Below are 18126 nucleotides of genomic sequence, written 5' to 3'. Positions count from 1 at the left end.
TGTAAAAAACTACTCTCCCAAAACCTTATCTAACTCCTCAATAAAACCACTAATGCGCTCGGCATTCTTACCTAAGTCGCTCTTACCAATACGCGACTTACTCCGTACATCGAGCAAGCGCTCATCGCCCTTATCGGTAATACGTATTACGATATCATCCTTAAACCCAAACCACATAGTGCTATCTGTCGCTTCAATGACACCTGCACGATAAGTAATATCAGCGCTGCAATACCAGTGATAACCGCATATTTGAAGCCCGCAAAAGCAGTTCCCAATTCCACTAAGCCAGATCTGTAAAGGGGACCGGGTAGCGTCACTAGCAAAAATGCCGCCAAACTCATTAGTAACACTAAGATTTTCATATTGCGCTTCTATCTCAAGGGTTATTATTATCAGCGTTAGGTGTCAATAACCAAACATGCTCAGTGACGCTTAGTGCCGCATTAGCGTTTAAGATTGAGGGGTTGTCCTCAAGCTCAGTGAGCTGATAAGTATCGCTATAGTACTGACGCACTTGCTCAGGGCTGACTGAGAATGGCGGGCCATCCTTTTGACTTTGATCATAATGGATAGTGACCAGAAGCTGCGGCGCGTTATCGCTTATATTAAGTATATGTTCGCAATACTTCGGGCGCGTATCTGGCGGTAAGGCTATCAGTGCTGCTCTATCATAAACGGCATCAATTTGACCGACGTCTTCGCTTGTCAGCGCAAAAATATCGGCGACCCACAGCTCAATAGTCTGCCCTGATAATTGTCCTTGATAGCGTTTAATATCCGCGTTATTGCTAGGCTGAGTCACTGTAGGAGTAATCCCTTGTTCAGCAAAAAACTCCTCTACCGCCGACTCGACCAGCTCGATACCAATCACCTCATAACCTTGCTGCGTCAGCCAAGCCATATCGAGGGATTTACCGCTTAACGGCACTAATATTCGGCCGCCTTTGGCTACATTTAAAGTAGAAAAATACGCCTTCAATAGCGGATTGACCTCCGACTTATGAAAGCCAATACGGCCTTCCTGCCAACGCGATTGCCAAAATTCTGGATTCATACGGTTTTCCTTAACGTAATTTATGGAGACATAACGATATCATACCGCTAATTGGCATAAAAAAAACCAAGTGTCTTTACACTTGGCTTTGCTTATAACGGTATCTATAACTAGGGCTTCAACAACGTTTAAGCGACCATGTACTCTTTGAACTCTTGACGTAATTTGGTGAGCTTTGGCGGAATGGCGAAGTTGCAATAAGCTTGATTCGGGTTGCGATTGAAGAAGTCTTGGTGCTCTTCTTCAGCATCATAAAATTCGATAGCAGGGTGCACTTCTGTGACGATATCGATACCCATATCGCGTAATTTATTGATAGTGCGATCGATGGTCGGCTTTTGCTGCTCTTCGTCAGTATAGAAGACGACACTGCGATACTGGCTGCCGACATCATTACCCTGACGGTCTTTGGTGGTGGGATCATGAGTGGCAAAGAAGATATCTAAAATCACTTCTAATGGCACGATAGCGTCATCGAACTCAACCTTGACCACTTCGATATGACCGCTATTACCGCCGCAGACCGCGCGATAATTGGCAGTGGTGGCTTCACCGCCCATATATCCTGATACCACGGACTGTACACCTTTGACAGATTGAAAAACGGATTCAGTACACCAAAAACAGCCGCCGCCTAATATAATCGTTTGCATAATATTTCCTATTATTAATCATTTAAACTAAGCCTACCTTGCGATTTTGACTGTACGCTTATAATGCTTAGTTTTACCTGTTTAGCATAACAAGCAGGCTTTGAGCTATGAGTAACAAACAGTAATGTTATAATGGGCTTTTGCTAAATGTTCTACCATAACACTATCTGTCAAACGAGCCGTTCCATGAGTCACTCTAATTCCTCTCCAGAAGCTGATATCGAGCCTAGCGTCAAACCCGATACGCTATTCGATAAACCCTTTACCACGCCGTTAGATAAAGTAGCGCGCTTCTCCTTTGATGAGCAAGTGGTTGCCTGCTTTCCCGATATGATTCGCCGTAGCGTGCCAGGCTACGGGCAAGTATTAGCGATGCTGCCCATTTTTGCGCGTCGTCATTGCAAGTATCGTCAGCAAAACAATAACGGTCAAAAGGTGAGCCGTATTTATGATTTAGGCTGCTCGCTTGGCGGCGCGACAATGGCTTTGGCAGGCGAGTTTGAGTCAACAGACTTACAGGTTAAGGCAATAGATATCTCGCCTGCGATGACCAGCGAAGCCGAAAAGTTATTAAGCGATAATTACCCTGAGCACGATATCGAAGTCATCACTGCTGATATTCGCGATATCGAGCTTGAGGCTTGCGATATGGTTATTCTCAATCTCACCTTACAGTTTTTGCCTGTCGCCGATAGAGTCGCAGTGCTAAAGAAGATATATAACGCGTTGGAGGAAGGCGGCATCTTGGTCTTGACGGAGAAAACGCACACACTCGATGAGCAATATGATGCTTGGCTCATTGAGCGTTATTATGACTTTAAACGCGCCAATGGCTATAGCGAGATGGAGATCAGTGGTAAGCGCAATGCACTAGAGAATGTATTAATTACCGATACTTTAGAGCAGCATCACGAGCGTCTACATTACGTTGGTTTTAAGCGACATTTAACCTGGTTTCAGTTTTTAAACTTTGTGTCGATTGTAGCGTTTAAATAGGGGTGGATTCAGCTTTTTTAGATATGCCGCTATTCTACGGCAAGCTTCATGTATAAGCGGTTTTTATCCAATCCTTAAAAATAAATAACCTATGCCCCGCAGATTTCACGACCATTAAAATGCGCTAAACTTGAGGCTCATCTTTTCCTCTTTGTTCTTCCTCTTATCTGGCCAACGATAACTAAGCGAAACTTGAAACTTTATGACCAACAACACCATTGCCAACGCTGAACGTGAGCTATATTTAACCTTATTAACCATCGCTGAGACGCATCCCAGTGCTTATGAGTGGCTGACGAAATTACCCGAATGGCTCACCGCTATCAAAGATAAGCGCAACTATGCGCATGCGCCCGCTTATCAGTCCTCGGTGGCGCGTTTGCCTGATTTAAACGTCGATAGTGTGAATTTAAATAGTTCGGCTATCACGGTAAATGCTGAGCTTAGCGACTCTGAGCGTAAGCAAGCTTTAGCGCTACTTAAGCAATTAATGCCGTGGCGAAAGGGACCATTTCAAATAGGTCATGAGAGTTCAGGCATTCAGATAGATACTGAGTGGCATAGCGACTGGAAGTGGGAGCGGGTAGCGCCGCATTTGAGTCCGCTAAAAGGTCGGCGGGTACTCGATGTCGGTGGCGGTTCAGGCTATCACGGTTGGCGCATGGCGGGGGCAGGTGCTCAGACGGTGATTATCGTTGATCCGTCCTGCCTGTTTTATCATCAGTTTATGGCGATTCGGCATTTTGTTGGTGCAGCGGATATGAATGATACAGGTAATTATCGCACGCACTATATTCCCGTACCCTTAGAGGCACTGCCGGAGCACAGTCAGCTGTTTGATACGGTGTTTAGTATGGGGGTGCTTTATCATCGCCAGTCGCCTTTTGAGCATCTACAGCAGCTGCGCGGTCAGCTGGTCAAAGGCGGTGAGCTAGTGCTTGAGACTTTAGTAATCGATGGTGATGCTAATACGGTACTAGTGCCACATGATCGTTACGCGCAGATGAATAATGTCTACTTTTTGCCATCGGTTGCGGCGCTAATCGGTTGGCTTGAAAAGGTAGGGTTTCGTGAGGTGCGCTGCGTCGATATCGATGTGACGACGATAGAGGAACAGCGCGCGACCGAATGGATGACCTATCAATCGCTGGCAGATTTTCTTGATTCCAATGATCAGAGTAAAACGATTGAGGGCTATCCTGCGCCGAAGCGCGCGACGCTTATCGCCAAGCGGTGAGGTTTTTAGAGCGTGTTTATTTGGCATAAGGAGTGTGACAGACGACAATCTTATCTTTTTTGAGGGTAGCGAGCGTTAGTGCCTTATTATCCGCAGCATCACTATCTGCTGCCGCATCAGACGCCTACGGGGATGCGTTCAAGGGCAGCGGCTTTGTGAGCGGTGATTGGCAACTGGTCTGTGATAATACTTTGACTTGCCGCGCAGCCGGTTATAGCGATGAAGTAGACGATTGGCGCGGTAGTGTTTTGATGACCGTAACGGCAGGTGAGAAAACACCACGTACGCAAGTTTTACTGAACTACTGGGAAGCATCAGACGAGATAATCGCGCAAATTAACGCGGCAAACGAGCCTGTTGAATTATGGCTAAATGATAAGCCTTATGGTGAGGTTAAAAACGGAGAGCTGACTAGCAAGCAAACGGCTCAACTTATCAAGCACGCTCGCCAAAATACTAAAATAGTGTTGGCAAGAGGTGATTACCACTGGCAAATATCTGACAAAGGTATGGCCGCTGTATTATTGAAATTAGACGACGTCCAAGGCCGAGTAGGCACATCGCTTGCACTAGTCAGTAAGAATAATCCCAATCGGCAAACTCCAAAAGCGGCTAATGCCAAACCTATCATCAAAAAAGCCTTTGTATATGCTGACCCAGACAAGCAGCCGCTTGCACCATCGACCTTGAGTTATTTTCAAGACAATATCGATACGTGGGTAGATATTGACTCTGAGGAGTTAATGGGTACAAAAGAGAGGATGGGAGAGTGTGAGCTGGTCAATCCAAAAACCAAAGCCTACCAAAGGATCCAAGAGTATAGCCCAAGTGAGCTTAACTGGACGTTTATACCCGTAGATAGTCAGTATACGTTAGCGGTTCATAGCTGTTGGACGGGCGCTTATAATTTTGGCAGCGGTTACTGGCTTATAGATAATACGCATCCCCAAAACCCGCAGCTGATTACTACATCAGGTAGTCGTTATGACAATGGCGAGATATTCGCAGCGCATAAAGGTCGCGGATTAGGCGACTGTTGGTCAATGACTCACTGGGTTTGGGATGGCAAAACCTTTGCAAAAGCACTTGAGCAGACCACAGGGTTATGTCGCCTGATAGAAGCAGGCGGCGCTTGGGGTATGCCCACTTATGTCAGTGAAGTGGTTGTCAGTGAAGGGCTATCCCCTTAAATCAACCACTTCTTAAAGGCTACTTCAAGTAATAGTTTGAGTAAAAAGCCCATAAACCCAGCGCCGAGTGCCAAAAATATCCAAAAGGTGCCCGCGCGGCCGGCATTGGATTTTTTAGAGATATCGAACATAATAAAGAATAAAAAAGCGATAAATATCGGTAGTAATATATACAGGCCCCAATTGGTGACTGTGTTAGCAGCAATGGCGAACATATCTACATCCTATGGTATAAGTTGGGTAGCATTATAACTTCTATTACTGTGATATGCGTGTATCAACTCTGTAGGACAACCGCTAGGCCCTGATTATTACGACTAAGTAGTCATCGAAGTAGCGTTAAGCCATTTATGTGCGTAAATCAGCACGCAGCGCTACTATTTTTGTCAATTGTGATGCAATAAACCCCAAAGATTGTTATATTTACGGGTTATCACTTTTTTGTCCTATTTATCTGAGTTCATACCCCTATGTCACAAGCCCAAATCGATACTTTAGCCGCCCTGTTTGATGATGCTGTCCAAACTCTAAAAGAAGGCGGCGTATTGCCTGCTGATTGGCAAAATAAGAGCCAAATTACTCGTACCAAGGATTTAAGTCACGGCGATTTTGCCAGTAACATCGCGATGACCGCTGCCAAAGCCGCCAAAACAAATCCGCGCACGCTAGCGGAGCAAATCGTAAACGCGCTTCCTGATAACCAAGATATCCGCCAAGTGGATATCGCCGGGCCTGGCTTTATTAACGTGTTTTTGCACAGTGATGCTAAGTTTGCCGTTTTAGAGGATATCTTCGCTCTACAAGACCGCTTTGGTCTTAGTGAGCAGTACGCAGGGCAAAAGGTGCAAGTCGAGTTTGTCTCCGCCAATCCGACCTCAAGCCTGCATGTCGGTCATGGGCGCGGCGCCGCCTTTGGTATGAGTGTGTCCAATTTGCTTGAAGCCGTCGGCTATGACGTTACCCGTGAATATTATGTCAATGACGCCGGCCGGCAGATGGATATCTTGGCGACCAGTACTTATTTGCGCTATCTAGAGGCGAACGGCGAGAGCGTCACTTTTCCTTCTAACGCTTATAAAGGCGACTATGTCCGCGATATCGCCGAGACGGTAAAGACGCAGCACGGCAACAGTTACGTGCATTGTTTTGAGCAAGTCGCCAAAGACGTTGCGGCAGATGCTCAGTACGATATCACCGCGAACGGTGACAAGGAGCTGATCTCAGGTGACAAAGAGGCGCATATCGATGGCTTAATTGCCAATAGTAAATCATTGTTAGGCGCGAACTATGAGTTGTTTCTTAATGCGGCGTTGACGGGTATTTTGGCTGACATTAAAGACGATTTGAACGATTTTGGCGTGCGTTATGAGCGCTGGTTTAGCGAAAGATCAATCACTGATGAGATTGAGCCGGCGCTACAAATATTAGAAGACAAAGGCCATCTATACGAGAAAGACGGTAATGTCTGGTTTAAGTCGACGGATTTTGGCGATGAAAAAGATCGGGTGGTGCGCCGCGCGAATGGTCAGACCACGTATTTTGCCTCCGATATCGCTTATCACAAAAACAAGTTTGACCGTGGTTTTGATAAAGTCATCGATGTCTTAGGCGCGGATCATCACGGTTATGTGCCGCGAGTCCGAGCAGCGCTATTGGCTCTTGGTATCGACGCCGAGCGTTTGGATGTGGTGTTAGTGCAGTTTGTTGCTTTATGGCGCGGCAGCGAAAAAGTACCCATGTCTTCGCGCTCTGGGGAGTTTGTGACACTGCGTGAGCTACGTGAAGAGGTCGGTAATGATGCTGCGCGTTTTTATTATGTGGCGCGTAAGCCTGAGGTGCATGTAGACTTTGACTTAGAGCTGGCCAAATCCCAGAGCAAAGACAATCAAGTGTACTACATTCAGTACGCGCACGCCCGCGTCTGCCGCGTATTAGAAAAACTAGAAACTAGCGGGCTGAGCGTTGATGACAGCGTAGGTGCAGCGCAGCAAAACTTGCTGAGCGCGCCAAGCGAAGAGGCGCTTATTAAGCTGCTAGCCGCTTATCCTGCGACTTTATTGCGCGCCGCAACAGGTTATGAGCCGCATATTTTGACCAACTACCTCAAAGAGTTAGCCGCGCTGTTCCACGGCTGGTATGACACCAACCGTATCTTGCCTATGAGCTTGACCTCAGGGGCGACACCGAGCGCTGAGGAGCTAGATATGATGCAGGCGCGCCTGCGTTTGTCAAAGGCGGTTCGGCAAGTACTAGCTAATGGCCTAAATCTATTAGGGCTGACTGCGCCTTCTAGCATGTAGGCGAATACGTTATACTGCTATCAGTGTGGTTTTAGATTAATATAGTCTTATATCAACATAGTCTTATATAAACTCAGTAGGGAGAAACCGATCCATGTTAGCCAAAAAACCTAGAGGCGCCACTGAAAAACGTAAGTCGAGTAGCGTATCAGGCTTATTGTGGATGTTCGTTGGTGCAATACTGACGCTAATGATAGGGGTGTTTATATACCTCTCGCCCTTGTTCAATTTCAGCCCCACAGGCAGTGAAACCGCAGCTGATACTGATCGGCAGATACAGCCGCGCGTGGAGACGGACACTGACAATGCCGATTATGAGTTTTATGATATCTTGCCTAACCAAGAGATGGCGACTATTCCTGATGAAGATATCGGCGGAGCTGAGAATGATCGCTTAGGGGCTACCGACGACTTTGAGGCTGATGTTGTCGTGACTCAGCCTGAGACTAACGCTGACAATAGTAATGATACCGGCAATTTTGGTATTTCTGAAACTACAACGATTGAACCGAGTAGCAATTCAGCAGCTAATAACAGCGGCGCTAATAGCAGTGCTAGTAATGAGATTACCATAGTAGAAGAAAATGCCACTTATGACGGCACTACGCCTGCATCTCCTAATAGTAATGCAAGCAATAACGCCAATACGGCTGCTAATAGCGGCGCAGCGACAGTACAAAGAGTGCAAGCACCAACTTATATCCTGCAAATCAATAGCTTCGGTGATGCTGATGAAGCGGATCGTCGCCGCGCGCAAGTGCTGATGGCAGGGGTCGATGCCAAAGTCGTCAAAAATACGACTGGTAATGGCTTGCCTATTTATCAAGTGATTTCGCGGTCGATGACTACTCGTCAAGAAGTCACTAGCGCTCAGCAGCGTCTACAAAACAACGGTATCGACTCTATTATCGTCGAGCAGCGCCGCTAGCGGCAAGAAGTTACTAACAAGAAAAGCGTCACATCGACGCTTTTTTTGTGCTATTTTTTTGCTGAGGGCACTGAGCAAGCGCTTGTTTTAACGATAAGATATTTTAATTATGGATTATCTGAGCCGATAGCCATCAGCAAGACTATCGCCCTTTATAAACGAACAGTGAGAGCCTACTCATGAACTCAGCTGAGACGACAACAGCATCAACTGGGATGATCAAATCATTCTTTCAAAAGTATTTTATCGATGCTTTTACAGGTATGGCCTTGGGGCTATTTGTCACTTTAATCGCTGGACTTATCATCTCGCAAATCGGTGGTTGGTTGCAGATCCCGGCGCTGATGGCTATCGGTAAACTTGCCTCTGTGCTAATGGGCGCAGGGATAGGCGTAGGTATCGCTTACTATCTCAAAGCGCCGACGCTTGTCATGCTTAGCTGCTTAGTCGCTGGTATGCTTGGCGCGCATACTGAAGCCTTTATGGCAGGGACATTGTTTACCGCGCAAGACGCTGGGCCGGCTACTTTTTTGGCGCTGCCTGGTAATCCTATTGGCGCTTATTTGGCTTCCGTGTTTGCCTATCGGGCGGGTACTTGGGTCTCAGGTAAGACTAAGCTCGATATCTTGCTGGTGCCTTTAGTAGTCTGTACGGTGGCTTGGGCGGTGTGTGCTTTTCTTAATCCACCGGTAGTCGTCGCAGTCAATGCAGTTGGTCAAGGCATTCAAGCAGCTACGGAATTACAGCCGCTACTCATGGGCATCGTCATCGCGGTCATCGTCGGTATCTTACTGACACTACCAACCTCTAGTGCGGCTATCTGTATCGCCATTGGCCTTGGCGGCCTCGCTGGCGGCGCGGCGGTGGTCGGCTGCGCCGCGCACATGATTGGCTTCGCGGTTGCTAGCTTTAAGGATAATGGCTTTAGTGGCGTCATCTCGCAGGGCCTCGGTACGAGCATGCTGCAAATTCCTAATGTCCTCAAAAAGCCGATTATCTTATTACCTGCTATCGTAGCGAGCGCCATCGTTGGACCTATCGCAACAGTAGTGTTTAAGCTGGCTTGTACTGCGACCGGCGCAGGTATGGGTACGGCTGGACTGGTAGGAGTATTCGGGGTGATTGAAGCCTCACAGGACCTGATGAGCACTACGCAGTTGTGGACGGCGATTATCTTACTGATGTTTGTACTACCGGCTATCATTGCAGGATCTGTGGCTTGGCTAATGCGAAAATCAGGCTGGCTAGTCGCGGGCGATATGAAATTACCCTAACGCGCATGCAATAAATAAACGCATATATACAAAACTCGCAACTATAAAAAACGCCTAAGCTTTAGAGCTTAGGCGTTTTTTATTGCCATCATAAATGAGGGATTAAACAAACAAGTGAACTAAGAACGACTGGTTTTTGCTGAGTTGCGTTTTTTCATCTTGCGAGATAGCTTATTAACGTCATTCAATATCTTGCTATAACGGTTTGGGAATACCCGCTGCACCGCATCTATCATCTTAGCATCATTACCAATCAAGCGCCGCGGCTGATTGGTAGCGGCGGCTTCTAGAATAATCCAAGCGGCCTCATTGGCATCAAATTTCAAAAACTTATTAAAGCTGCGAATGGCGCTCGGGCCTGAGCGCATGCCAAGCTCGCTGATGCTATCGTTACCGCGGGCGCTGTTGGCGATATTAGTACGGATACCGCCCGGATGAATACAAGTCGCTGAGACGCCGCTACGCTGAATATCGAGCTCTTGACGCAAGCTCTCAGTGAAGCCGCGTACCGCAAACTTACTGGCGTTATAAGCAGACTGAGACGGCTGAGCGGTGAGACCAAATAGGCTTGAGATATTAACGATGTGCCCATGCTCATAGAATTGACGTGATTTATTATCGGCTTTGGCTTTACTGGCATTAGTTTCACTAAGCTTGACGCTGTTTTTGATCAGTGGCAAAAAGGCCTTGGTGCCATATACCACGCCCCAGAAGTTGATATCCATCACCCATTCTAGCTCCTCTAAACTACTACCTTCGACCGTCGAGTAGAGCGCCACGCCGGCATTATTGAACACAAAGTTCACTTTGCCGTGGTCGGCGACTACGCTATCCGCCCAGTTATAAACGGCATCTTTGTCCGCAACATCAAGGACACTAATAGTGCTTTTAACATCATAACCTTCGAGCAGTTTTTGCGTTTCAGCGAGCGGCTCTGCACCGATATCTGAGAGCGCCACCTCACAGCCCATTTTGGCCAAATGGATAGCAAGCGCGCGGCCCATACCCGAGCCTGCACCAGTAATCGCGGCGACGTGACCTTTATAAAAGTCGCTGATATCTTCGCTTTGCGTGCTATTGGAGGCATGAGGTTGTAAGGAGGCAGGCAAATGCTGGCGTAGGGCCGCGGTCATAGAGTTCAACATGAGTAACAATCCTTTGTAATGATGAGAGTAATAATAAAAGTAATGAGGTATTAAGTACGAGCGTTAATAAGTACGAGCGTTAAATAGATAAAATAACACGTTAAATACAAACGAACATGATATGAGCTTATCACGACTTAGGCTTGCAATTGAAACCCATCAGTGTACGCAGCTGTCATCTTTTAGCATAAAAAAAGGTGTCTAGCATACATAATGCTAGACACCTTTGTATTATTTAATAAGCCTATAATTGCCAACAATAAAGAGCTAGGCAATTTTAGGGATTTTGCCTTCGTTGATGACGGTATCATCGACAGTGACTGACTTAGCATTTTCCATCGATGGTAGCTCATACATAGTTTCTAGCAAGGCGTTTTCGACGATAGAACGTAGACCACGCGCCCCTGTTTTGCGCTCCATGGCTTTTTTGGCGATGGCATCAAGCGCCTTTTCGGTAAAGGTAATCTTAGCGCCTTCCATATCGAAGAGATACTCGTATTGCTTCACCAAAGCGTTCTTAGGCTCGGTCAATATCTGGATGAGCGCATTTTCGTCGAGCTCTTCTAATGCGGCTAATACCGGCAAACGGCCAATCAGCTCTGGGATCAGGCCAAACTTAATCAAATCCTCTGGCTCGACAAGCTGTAGTAAGTCTGAGCTGCGGCGGCTATCGTCTTTTGAGCTGACATCAGCATTGAAACCGATACCGCCTTTTTCAGTGCGCTGCTGGATGACTTTATCGAGACCAGCAAAAGCACCACCTACGATAATCAGGATATTACTGGTATCGACTTGGATCAGCTCTTGCTGTGGATGCTTGCGACCACCATGCGGCGGAATAGCAGCAACTGTGCCTTCGATGAGTTTGAGCAGTGCTTGCTGAACGCCTTCGCCTGAGACATCACGAGTGATCGATAGGTTCTCACCTTTTTTACTGATTTTGTCGATCTCATCGATATAGATGATACCTTGCTCGGCTTTGCTGACATCATAATCAGAAGCTTGCAGTAGTTTTTGTACGATGTTTTCGACATCTTCACCGACATAACCCGCTTCGGTGAGCGTTGTTGCATCCGCCATAGCGAAAGGCACGTCAAGAAGGCGCGCTAACGTCTGCGCGAGTAAGGTTTTACCTGAGCCGGTCGGACCAATTAGCAAAATATTACTCTTGGCCAACTCAACCATCGCATCATCCGCGCCGATCTTAGCTTTTTTCTTATCACTGGCCAAAGTTTGGCTGACTTTCAGGCGCTTATAGTGGTTATAAACCGCAACGGCCAAGGCTTTTTTGGCCGCGTCCTGACCGATTACATAGTCATCAAGCTTGGCGCGCAGCTCCTTAGGAGTCGGTAGCTTTTTGTTGACCCATGAGGTATCAAGCTCGCCATCTGTTTCTTCCTCGTCAACGCTGTCTACGATGAGGTCAGTACAAAGCTCAACACATTCATTACAGATATTGGCATCATCAGCGGCAATTAACTGTTTTACTTCACTTTTGGCTTTACCGCAAAATGAGCACTGCGGGGTCTTATCTTTCGCCATATAGAGGCACTCCTAAAATCTTGCTTTTTAGTTTAAAACTTATCGATAACGGTGAGTCAGTCGTCTACTTAAACCCTAATACTCTAGGGCGTGTTGAACATTCACAAATGCGCACTGCTGATCGCTAAAATAGTTCTAGTCTAAGTGAAAATTGCAGGTAATGCTCATTGCATTGGCTAGATTTTCACAACGACTAGGGCGATTTTAGCATCAGCCCTCACGACAACAACAGGGACAGGACTATTTTTTGCCGCTTTATTGATAAAAATAGACGCTTAGAATGACTAAACTTACTATTTTTATCTGCAAATCGCCTAAAAAATAGTCTCTGTCAGTGCCATGGTCGAATGTTCAACACGCCCTAGTGACTTACTACTTAAATTATCAGCATTAGAGTATTCAGTATTCAATCATAACTATCAGAGATTACTTAAGGTCAGCAGGGCGACGCTCTAATACTTCATCGACTAAACCATACTCTTTGGCTTCCTTGGCATCTAACCAGTAGTCACGCTCAACGTCTTTTTCGATCTTCTCTACTGGCTGGCCGGTACGCTCAGCCAAAATCTCGTTGAGACGGGCACGAGTCTTGATGATTTCACGCGCGTTAATCTCGATATCAGTCGCCTGACCTTGCGCGCCGCCCGATGGCTGATGAATCATTACGCGCGAATTAGCTAGCGCATAGCGTTTACCGCGCTCGCCCGCTGCCAACAAGAACGAACCCATGCTATAAGCACCGCCCATACAGATGGTTGACACTTCAGGCTTGATAAAGTTCATCGTATCAAAAATAGCGAGACCGGCACTTACAGAACCACCTGGAGAGTTGATATATAAATGGATATCTTTGTCCGGGTTTTCCGCTTCTAAGAATAGCAACTGAGCGACGATAAGGTTGGCCATGTGATCTTCGACTTGACCGGTCAAAAATATCACCCGCTCACGTAATAGACGCGAGAAAATATCGAACGAACGCTCGCCGCGTGCGGACTGCTCAACCACCATAGGGACGAGAGCGCCTTGTGCCGCTTGGCCTGCACTTTGCACTTGATCGTGGGCGCTCATCAGCATATCGAAATGAGGATTGGCAGTGATGCGATCATAATCTGTCATAGGAATGTCCTAATATTTAAAGGTAAATAGAAAAGGGTAGTAATAAAATAACTGTTTTTATAAAAAGCGCTGTTTTTAGAATAGAGGGATTAGTCTGTGAACGGACTAAGCTATAAATTAAAAAGTCCAGCAATAGTAACTTTTTTAGGGCGTACTAGTAAATGCTTAGCGTCACAAATGATAAATTGTCCCCTATTAATAAGGCGTCAGTCATCAATTATCAAGGGCAGCGTAGCAAAGATAGTAAAAAACTCACTATTCGTCATAGCCAAAAGCAAATCGTACTGACAAAAATGCCCCAACAAAGGTGTTGAGGCAATTTATATATCTCGCTGCGCTCAATGCGGTAATGATCGCTCATTCATGCGCAAAGGCGGTAAGACTCACTGACTACATCGCTTGCTGCTGCTGTTGCTGAGCCGCGAGCAGGTCTTGATAGCTGACTTCTTTATCCGTGACTTTACCTTGCTCAATCAAATAGTCAACCACTTGGTCTTCTAACACGACTGATTCGATATTTGCGCGTTGCTGCTTGTCATTAGTGTAGTACTCGATGACCTCAGCTGGATCTTCGTAGTTTTCAGCAGCTTCTTTGATGAAAGTCTCGACGCGATCTTGATCGACTTCAATACCCTGAGTATCGATGAGGCGAGCGACGATGATACCTAGACGCGCGGCACGTAAGGCTTGCTCTTCGAACAGCTCATTAGGCAGCATATCTTTATCAAAGCTATCAGCGCTTGAGCCGAACTGCTGAGCGAAACGCTGCATCATCATGCTGCGCTGACGATCGATCTCTTGCTCTAGCATCGCGCTTGGCACATCAAATTCGTTTTTCTCTAGTAGCGCATCAAAAGTCGCTTGCTTCACTTGGCTACGCGCGGCGTTCTTGATTTCGCGTTCCATATTTTTGCGCACATCTTCTTTTAGTTTGTCTACGCCGCCTTCAGTCACGCCGAACAGCTCAAGGAACTCTTCATCGATCTCAGGTAACTTAGGTTTTTCGACCAATTTGACATTGATCTTGAACTGAGCTTCTTTACCTGCTAAGTTTTCGGCTTGATAATCTTCTGGGAAAGTCACATCGATGGTCTTTTCTTCGCCAGCTTTCATGCCTTTGATACCGTCTTCAAAGCCTGGAATCATCTGACCGCTACCGATGACTAGTTTGAAGTCTTCAGCGCTACCGCCTTCAAACTTTTCGCCGTCGATTGAACCTTCAAAGTCGAAAGTGACCTGAGTATCTTTGGTCGCTTTACCTTTTTTCTCAACGTACTCTTGACGCTGCTTTTGTAGGTTTTCGATCATAGTATCGACATCAGCATCATCCACAGTAGCAGTATGACGCTCTACTTCGATCTCATCGATACCTTGTACTTCCACTTCTGGGAAGATCTCAACAGTCGCTTGATACACTAAGAAGTCATCTTCAAGTTTAACGTCGTCGATATTTGGCATACCAACGGCGCGGATGTCCTCTTCTTTGATCGCTTCAAAGACCGTATCACGGATCACATCGTTGATCACTTCTTGCTGAATGCCCGCGCCATACTGTGAGCGGATGTGCGACATTGGCACTTTGCCTTTACGGAAACCGTCGATTTTGGCGGTTTTCGCCACTTGGCTGATGCGGCCTTCGACTTTACTTTGGATTTTTTCTACGGGGACTTTAACCGTCAGCTGAGTCTCTTTGTTAGACAGCTTGTTGGTTGTGACTTGTAAATCTGTAGCCATGTTAATTACACCTTAGATGATTAAAATAATAGCCAATCGCGCTTATATATGGATAAAGATAAACGAGTTATCGATTGCCGTTAGAATGAATAGGGTCTTGCAGATATCAGATTTAAACACTCAGGTTGAAATACTTAGCCTTAAATACTGAGCTTTGAACACTGAGCGCTGATAACCATTACCGCTGCCTGTAACCCTGATTACTGTTTTAGTCAGTCTTTTATCAAATAAAAGGGCCAAAGCCCAGCAGCAATAAAATTTAAAAGTAGAACAGTATAATCTATCTACTAATTAAAGTAAAAGCTATCTGTTTACCTAAGCGTATATTTGCTTTAAATTGCTTGCGAAAAGCGATAAATAGATGCCCAAAACCTCATAATTGCTGCAATAATTGCCTAATCGCTTGTCCGCGATGACTGATTTGGTTTTTATGAGCGCTATCCAAACTTGCCGCCGTTGCCTCTAATTGGGGTAACCAAAATAGTGGATCATAACCAAAACCACCATCGCCATGTGGCGCGTCTAATATCTCCCCTTGCCATAACCCTTGAGCGATAATCGGAAGCGGGTCATCAGCGTGAAGGACCAGCGCTAGCACACAGACGAACATACCCTTAATGGGTGCGTTTGGGTTTTGCTTACGAATAGGCTGCAAGTCAGAGATGAGCTTGGCGTTATTGTTAGCGTCATTGCCATGCTCGCCTGCATAGCGAGCAGAGTAGATGCCGGGCGCATTACCTAACACTGGCACACATAAGCCTGAATCATCGGCAATCGCCGGCAACCCGCTGCTACGGCTAGCATGACGCGCCTTGATAATGGCGTTCTCAACGAAGCTCAAACCGTCCTCGATCGCATCTGCTATATTGAGCTGACCTTGAGGTGTGATGGTAATGTCCAAGTTCGCTGCTGCAAATAATCGCTCAAACTCGGCAAGCTTGCCTTTATTATTGCTGGCTAGCACCCATTGACTTTGTGCCGAGAATTGCTTCTGTTCTGAAAATTCGCTGAACTCATCCTTTGACGGGCTCTGTGCAAGCGTTTGCGAAGTGGGAATATTCATAAAAACTATCCAAGATTTGAGAAGTTGTGCTGCGTTATCCGCTAGCCTATACTAGTTAGCGAATGCTCTATAACATTTAGTAACGGATATCACCCGCGACTATTGTTATACTAGCTCACAAGCTACAGTGAATTATAGCTTACAGCTTATGTCCTTTGAGTTTACTTCTTATTCATTAGAATCTATAACATTGATTTAAATCGATAAGTAGCCACTCGGAGTCATTAAGCTCGTTTTAGGGTTATAACTTTTTAGATTTCTGATAAAGGAATTTATAATAAGGTGCCTAAATACTTCAAGGTACTTCAAGCACCAGTGCATATTCACTAATAATAAACTCAGCCAACTTAGTCTTCTATTTAATAGCGAGCTCTATCATCAAAACGGTGTAGAGATTACGGCTATAAAGTGTTGGCTAAAACAGCAAGGATAAAATAACTATGTCAAATATCAAACTACCAGATCTACCTTATGCCAAAGACGCACTAGAGCCACATATCAGTGCTGAGACACTAGAGTATCATCATGACAAGCACCATGCAGCTTACGTAAATAAATTAAAAGATATGCTACCAGGTTCTGGTCTTGAAGATAAGACACTGCCTGAGATCATCGAAGCTACGGCAAAAGACGATAGCAAACAAACTATGTTTAACCAAGCAGCGCAAGTCTGGAACCACACGTTCTACTGGAACTGCATGACGCCTGACAATGGCGGCGGCGAGCCAACAGGTGATCTAAAAGGTAAAATCGAAGAAGATTTCGGTAGTTATGACAAATTCCGTGAAGAGTTCAAAAATGCAGCGACGTCACAGTTCGGTTCAGGTTGGGCATGGCTAGTTACTGATAAAGTTGGCGGCAAACTTTCTATCATGAAAACTAGCGATGCAGATAACCCACTTGCACACGATAAAATAGCCGTATTGACTTGTGATGTGTGGGAGCACGCTTACTACATCGATTATCGTAACCGTCGTCCTGACTATGTCGATACGTTCCTAGACAAGCTAGTGAACTGGGACTACGCAAATGCGAAATACAAAGGTCAAGATGCTGGTGTTGAAGGTAAATAAGCTACCTAGCTTTTGATTTGTAAATAAAAAGAGGACGCTGAGAGGCGTCCTTTTTTGGTTAATTTAATATGTTTCTGATTAGTTTTCTAATGCTTTTGTCCAGAAACCTCTCAAAGCTTTGATGTAACGTTGAATATCAGACTTGTTCAAAACAACACTTTCATTAACTATAAGGTTTGAAAAATATTGATTTAAATTACGTCCAGATTTTCCATCAAAGCCATGCTTTATCACATTAGCAACAGTCCTTAATTCTTTATTCAGTAGCTTCCAGTCAGAACAGGAATCAAGTTTATAGTTGTCTTTAGCTAATAGAGGTTTTAATATATCAGTATCGGCTGAACCAAATGCTCTTATCTTTTGTCGCTCAAAAAGATGAAATAACCAGACTGCTGTAGAATTCAAAAACTCTTGTTTTAACTCTTGTTCAATCAAAAAATAATTAACTTCCTCAAAATAAGCATCTTCTTCTATCATTCCTACATCATCTATGTCAGGATCAAAACTCTTTGATTTCTTTTCAAGAAATAGCTTTCTTTTTTCTATAGCTTCTAATTCAATACTTTCAAAACTACTTAATAGTCGAGTAAGAGTTGTTCGTTCGAATCCATCTATCTCTTGCTCGATATTTATTTTTATTATTTCGGGATCTATCATATTATATTCCTCCTGAGGAAACGTAAATTCAGGCTGTGGATAGCGTAGTAGACGTAGGCTGGATTAAAAACCCAGCCTACAAATATAGTTAAGATTATTATTTAAACTTAATCCTACAACACCTCGAACCCAAACCTACCCAACGCCTCACGCAGCATCGC

At 45.4% G+C, this 18126-nt stretch carries 17 protein-coding genes; 7 read left to right on the top strand and 10 right to left on the bottom strand.

Features of this window, described 5'->3' with window-relative positions:
• Positions 1-9: 9 nt before the first annotated feature.
• The 3 genes from AAEY83_RS05125 to msrA all read right to left on the bottom strand — a co-directional run bounded on the left by AAEY83_RS05125 (position 10) and on the right by msrA (position 1710).
• Positions 10-177: a DUF1499 domain-containing protein gene (locus AAEY83_RS05125; protein WP_264673188.1), complete on the bottom strand. Its 168-nt coding sequence runs from the start codon at positions 175-177 to the stop codon at positions 10-12.
• Between the two features lie 202 nt (positions 178-379).
• Entirely contained in the window at positions 380-1057 is a 678-nt protein-coding gene (gene tmpT / locus AAEY83_RS05120; protein ID WP_025646260.1) for a thiopurine S-methyltransferase, read from the bottom strand.
• A gap of 128 nt (positions 1058-1185) precedes the next feature.
• Positions 1186-1710, bottom strand: a complete 525-nt coding sequence (gene msrA, locus AAEY83_RS05115) for a peptide-methionine (S)-S-oxide reductase MsrA (protein WP_025646261.1) — start codon at positions 1708-1710, stop codon at positions 1186-1188.
• Positions 1711-1896: 186 nt separating this feature from the next.
• Between msrA and cmoA the strand changes: the two genes are divergently transcribed.
• The 3 genes from cmoA to AAEY83_RS05100 all read left to right on the top strand — a co-directional run bounded on the left by cmoA (position 1897) and on the right by AAEY83_RS05100 (position 5133).
• Positions 1897-2706 (top strand): carboxy-S-adenosyl-L-methionine synthase CmoA, encoded by an 810-nt coding sequence (gene cmoA, locus AAEY83_RS05110; RefSeq protein ID WP_025646262.1) that lies wholly within the window; start codon positions 1897-1899, stop codon positions 2704-2706.
• A gap of 202 nt (positions 2707-2908) precedes the next feature.
• Positions 2909-3943: a tRNA 5-methoxyuridine(34)/uridine 5-oxyacetic acid(34) synthase CmoB gene (cmoB, locus tag AAEY83_RS05105; protein ID WP_025646263.1), complete on the top strand. Its 1035-nt coding sequence runs from the start codon at positions 2909-2911 to the stop codon at positions 3941-3943.
• 59 nt (positions 3944-4002) lie between these two features.
• Positions 4003-5133, top strand: coding sequence for a DUF1176 domain-containing protein (locus tag AAEY83_RS05100; RefSeq protein ID WP_025646264.1), 1131 nt, complete (start codon positions 4003-4005; stop codon positions 5131-5133).
• Here AAEY83_RS05100 and AAEY83_RS05095 read toward each other — a convergent pair.
• Entirely contained in the window at positions 5130-5348 is a 219-nt protein-coding gene (locus tag AAEY83_RS05095) for a DUF2788 domain-containing protein (protein ID WP_025646265.1), read from the bottom strand. The genes AAEY83_RS05100 and AAEY83_RS05095 overlap by 4 nt on opposite strands.
• A gap of 255 nt (positions 5349-5603) precedes the next feature.
• On the opposite strand from AAEY83_RS05095, the gene argS reads away from it, so the two are divergent.
• The 3 genes from argS to AAEY83_RS05080 all read left to right on the top strand — a co-directional run bounded on the left by argS (position 5604) and on the right by AAEY83_RS05080 (position 9635).
• Complete coding sequence (argS, locus tag AAEY83_RS05090) at positions 5604-7433, top strand: arginine--tRNA ligase (protein WP_025646267.1); 1830 nt, start codon at positions 5604-5606, stop codon at positions 7431-7433.
• A gap of 94 nt (positions 7434-7527) precedes the next feature.
• Entirely contained in the window at positions 7528-8361 is an 834-nt protein-coding gene (locus AAEY83_RS05085; protein ID WP_025646268.1) for an SPOR domain-containing protein, read from the top strand.
• A 179-nt stretch (positions 8362-8540) separates the two neighbouring features.
• Positions 8541-9635, top strand: a complete 1095-nt coding sequence (locus tag AAEY83_RS05080; protein WP_025646270.1) for a PTS sugar transporter subunit IIC — start codon at positions 8541-8543, stop codon at positions 9633-9635.
• A 119-nt stretch (positions 9636-9754) separates the two neighbouring features.
• Here the strand turns inward: AAEY83_RS05080 and AAEY83_RS05075 are convergent, their stop codons facing one another.
• The 5 genes from AAEY83_RS05075 to rdgB form a co-directional block, all read right to left on the bottom strand.
• Complete coding sequence (locus AAEY83_RS05075; protein WP_025646272.1) at positions 9755-10780, bottom strand: SDR family NAD(P)-dependent oxidoreductase; 1026 nt, start codon at positions 10778-10780, stop codon at positions 9755-9757.
• Positions 10781-11047: 267 nt separating this feature from the next.
• Positions 11048-12322, bottom strand: coding sequence for an ATP-dependent protease ATP-binding subunit ClpX (gene clpX, locus AAEY83_RS05070; RefSeq protein ID WP_025646274.1), 1275 nt, complete (start codon positions 12320-12322; stop codon positions 11048-11050).
• Between the two features lie 426 nt (positions 12323-12748).
• Positions 12749-13390 carry an ATP-dependent Clp endopeptidase proteolytic subunit ClpP gene (gene clpP / locus AAEY83_RS05065; protein ID WP_198013360.1) on the bottom strand — a complete coding sequence of 214 codons (642 nt, stop codon included), beginning with the start codon at positions 13388-13390 and terminating at the stop codon, positions 12749-12751.
• 438 nt (positions 13391-13828) lie between these two features.
• On the bottom strand, positions 13829-15172 hold the full coding sequence (gene tig, locus AAEY83_RS05060; RefSeq protein ID WP_025646278.1) for a trigger factor: 1344 nt from the start codon (positions 15170-15172) through the stop codon (positions 13829-13831).
• Positions 15173-15545: 373 nt separating this feature from the next.
• Entirely contained in the window at positions 15546-16229 is a 684-nt protein-coding gene (gene rdgB / locus AAEY83_RS05055) for an RdgB/HAM1 family non-canonical purine NTP pyrophosphatase (protein ID WP_413771575.1), read from the bottom strand.
• 446 nt (positions 16230-16675) lie between these two features.
• Here rdgB and AAEY83_RS05050 point away from each other — a divergent pair, with 446 nt between their 5' ends.
• A complete protein-coding gene (locus AAEY83_RS05050; protein WP_025646282.1) occupies positions 16676-17308 on the top strand; it encodes a superoxide dismutase in 633 nt (210 codons plus the stop codon).
• A 78-nt stretch (positions 17309-17386) separates the two neighbouring features.
• Here the strand turns inward: AAEY83_RS05050 and AAEY83_RS05045 are convergent, their stop codons facing one another.
• Positions 17387-17965, bottom strand: a complete 579-nt coding sequence (locus tag AAEY83_RS05045) for a hypothetical protein (RefSeq protein ID WP_025646284.1) — start codon at positions 17963-17965, stop codon at positions 17387-17389.
• Positions 17966-18126: the final 161 nt, after the last annotated feature.

Source organism: Psychrobacter sp. TB20-MNA-CIBAN-0197, assembly GCF_040309765.1.
Taxonomy (GTDB): Bacteria; Pseudomonadota; Gammaproteobacteria; order Pseudomonadales; family Moraxellaceae; genus Psychrobacter; species Psychrobacter submarinus.
The sequence above is the reverse complement of the archived record's forward strand: the minus strand, read 5'-3'. Positions and strand labels throughout refer to the sequence as shown.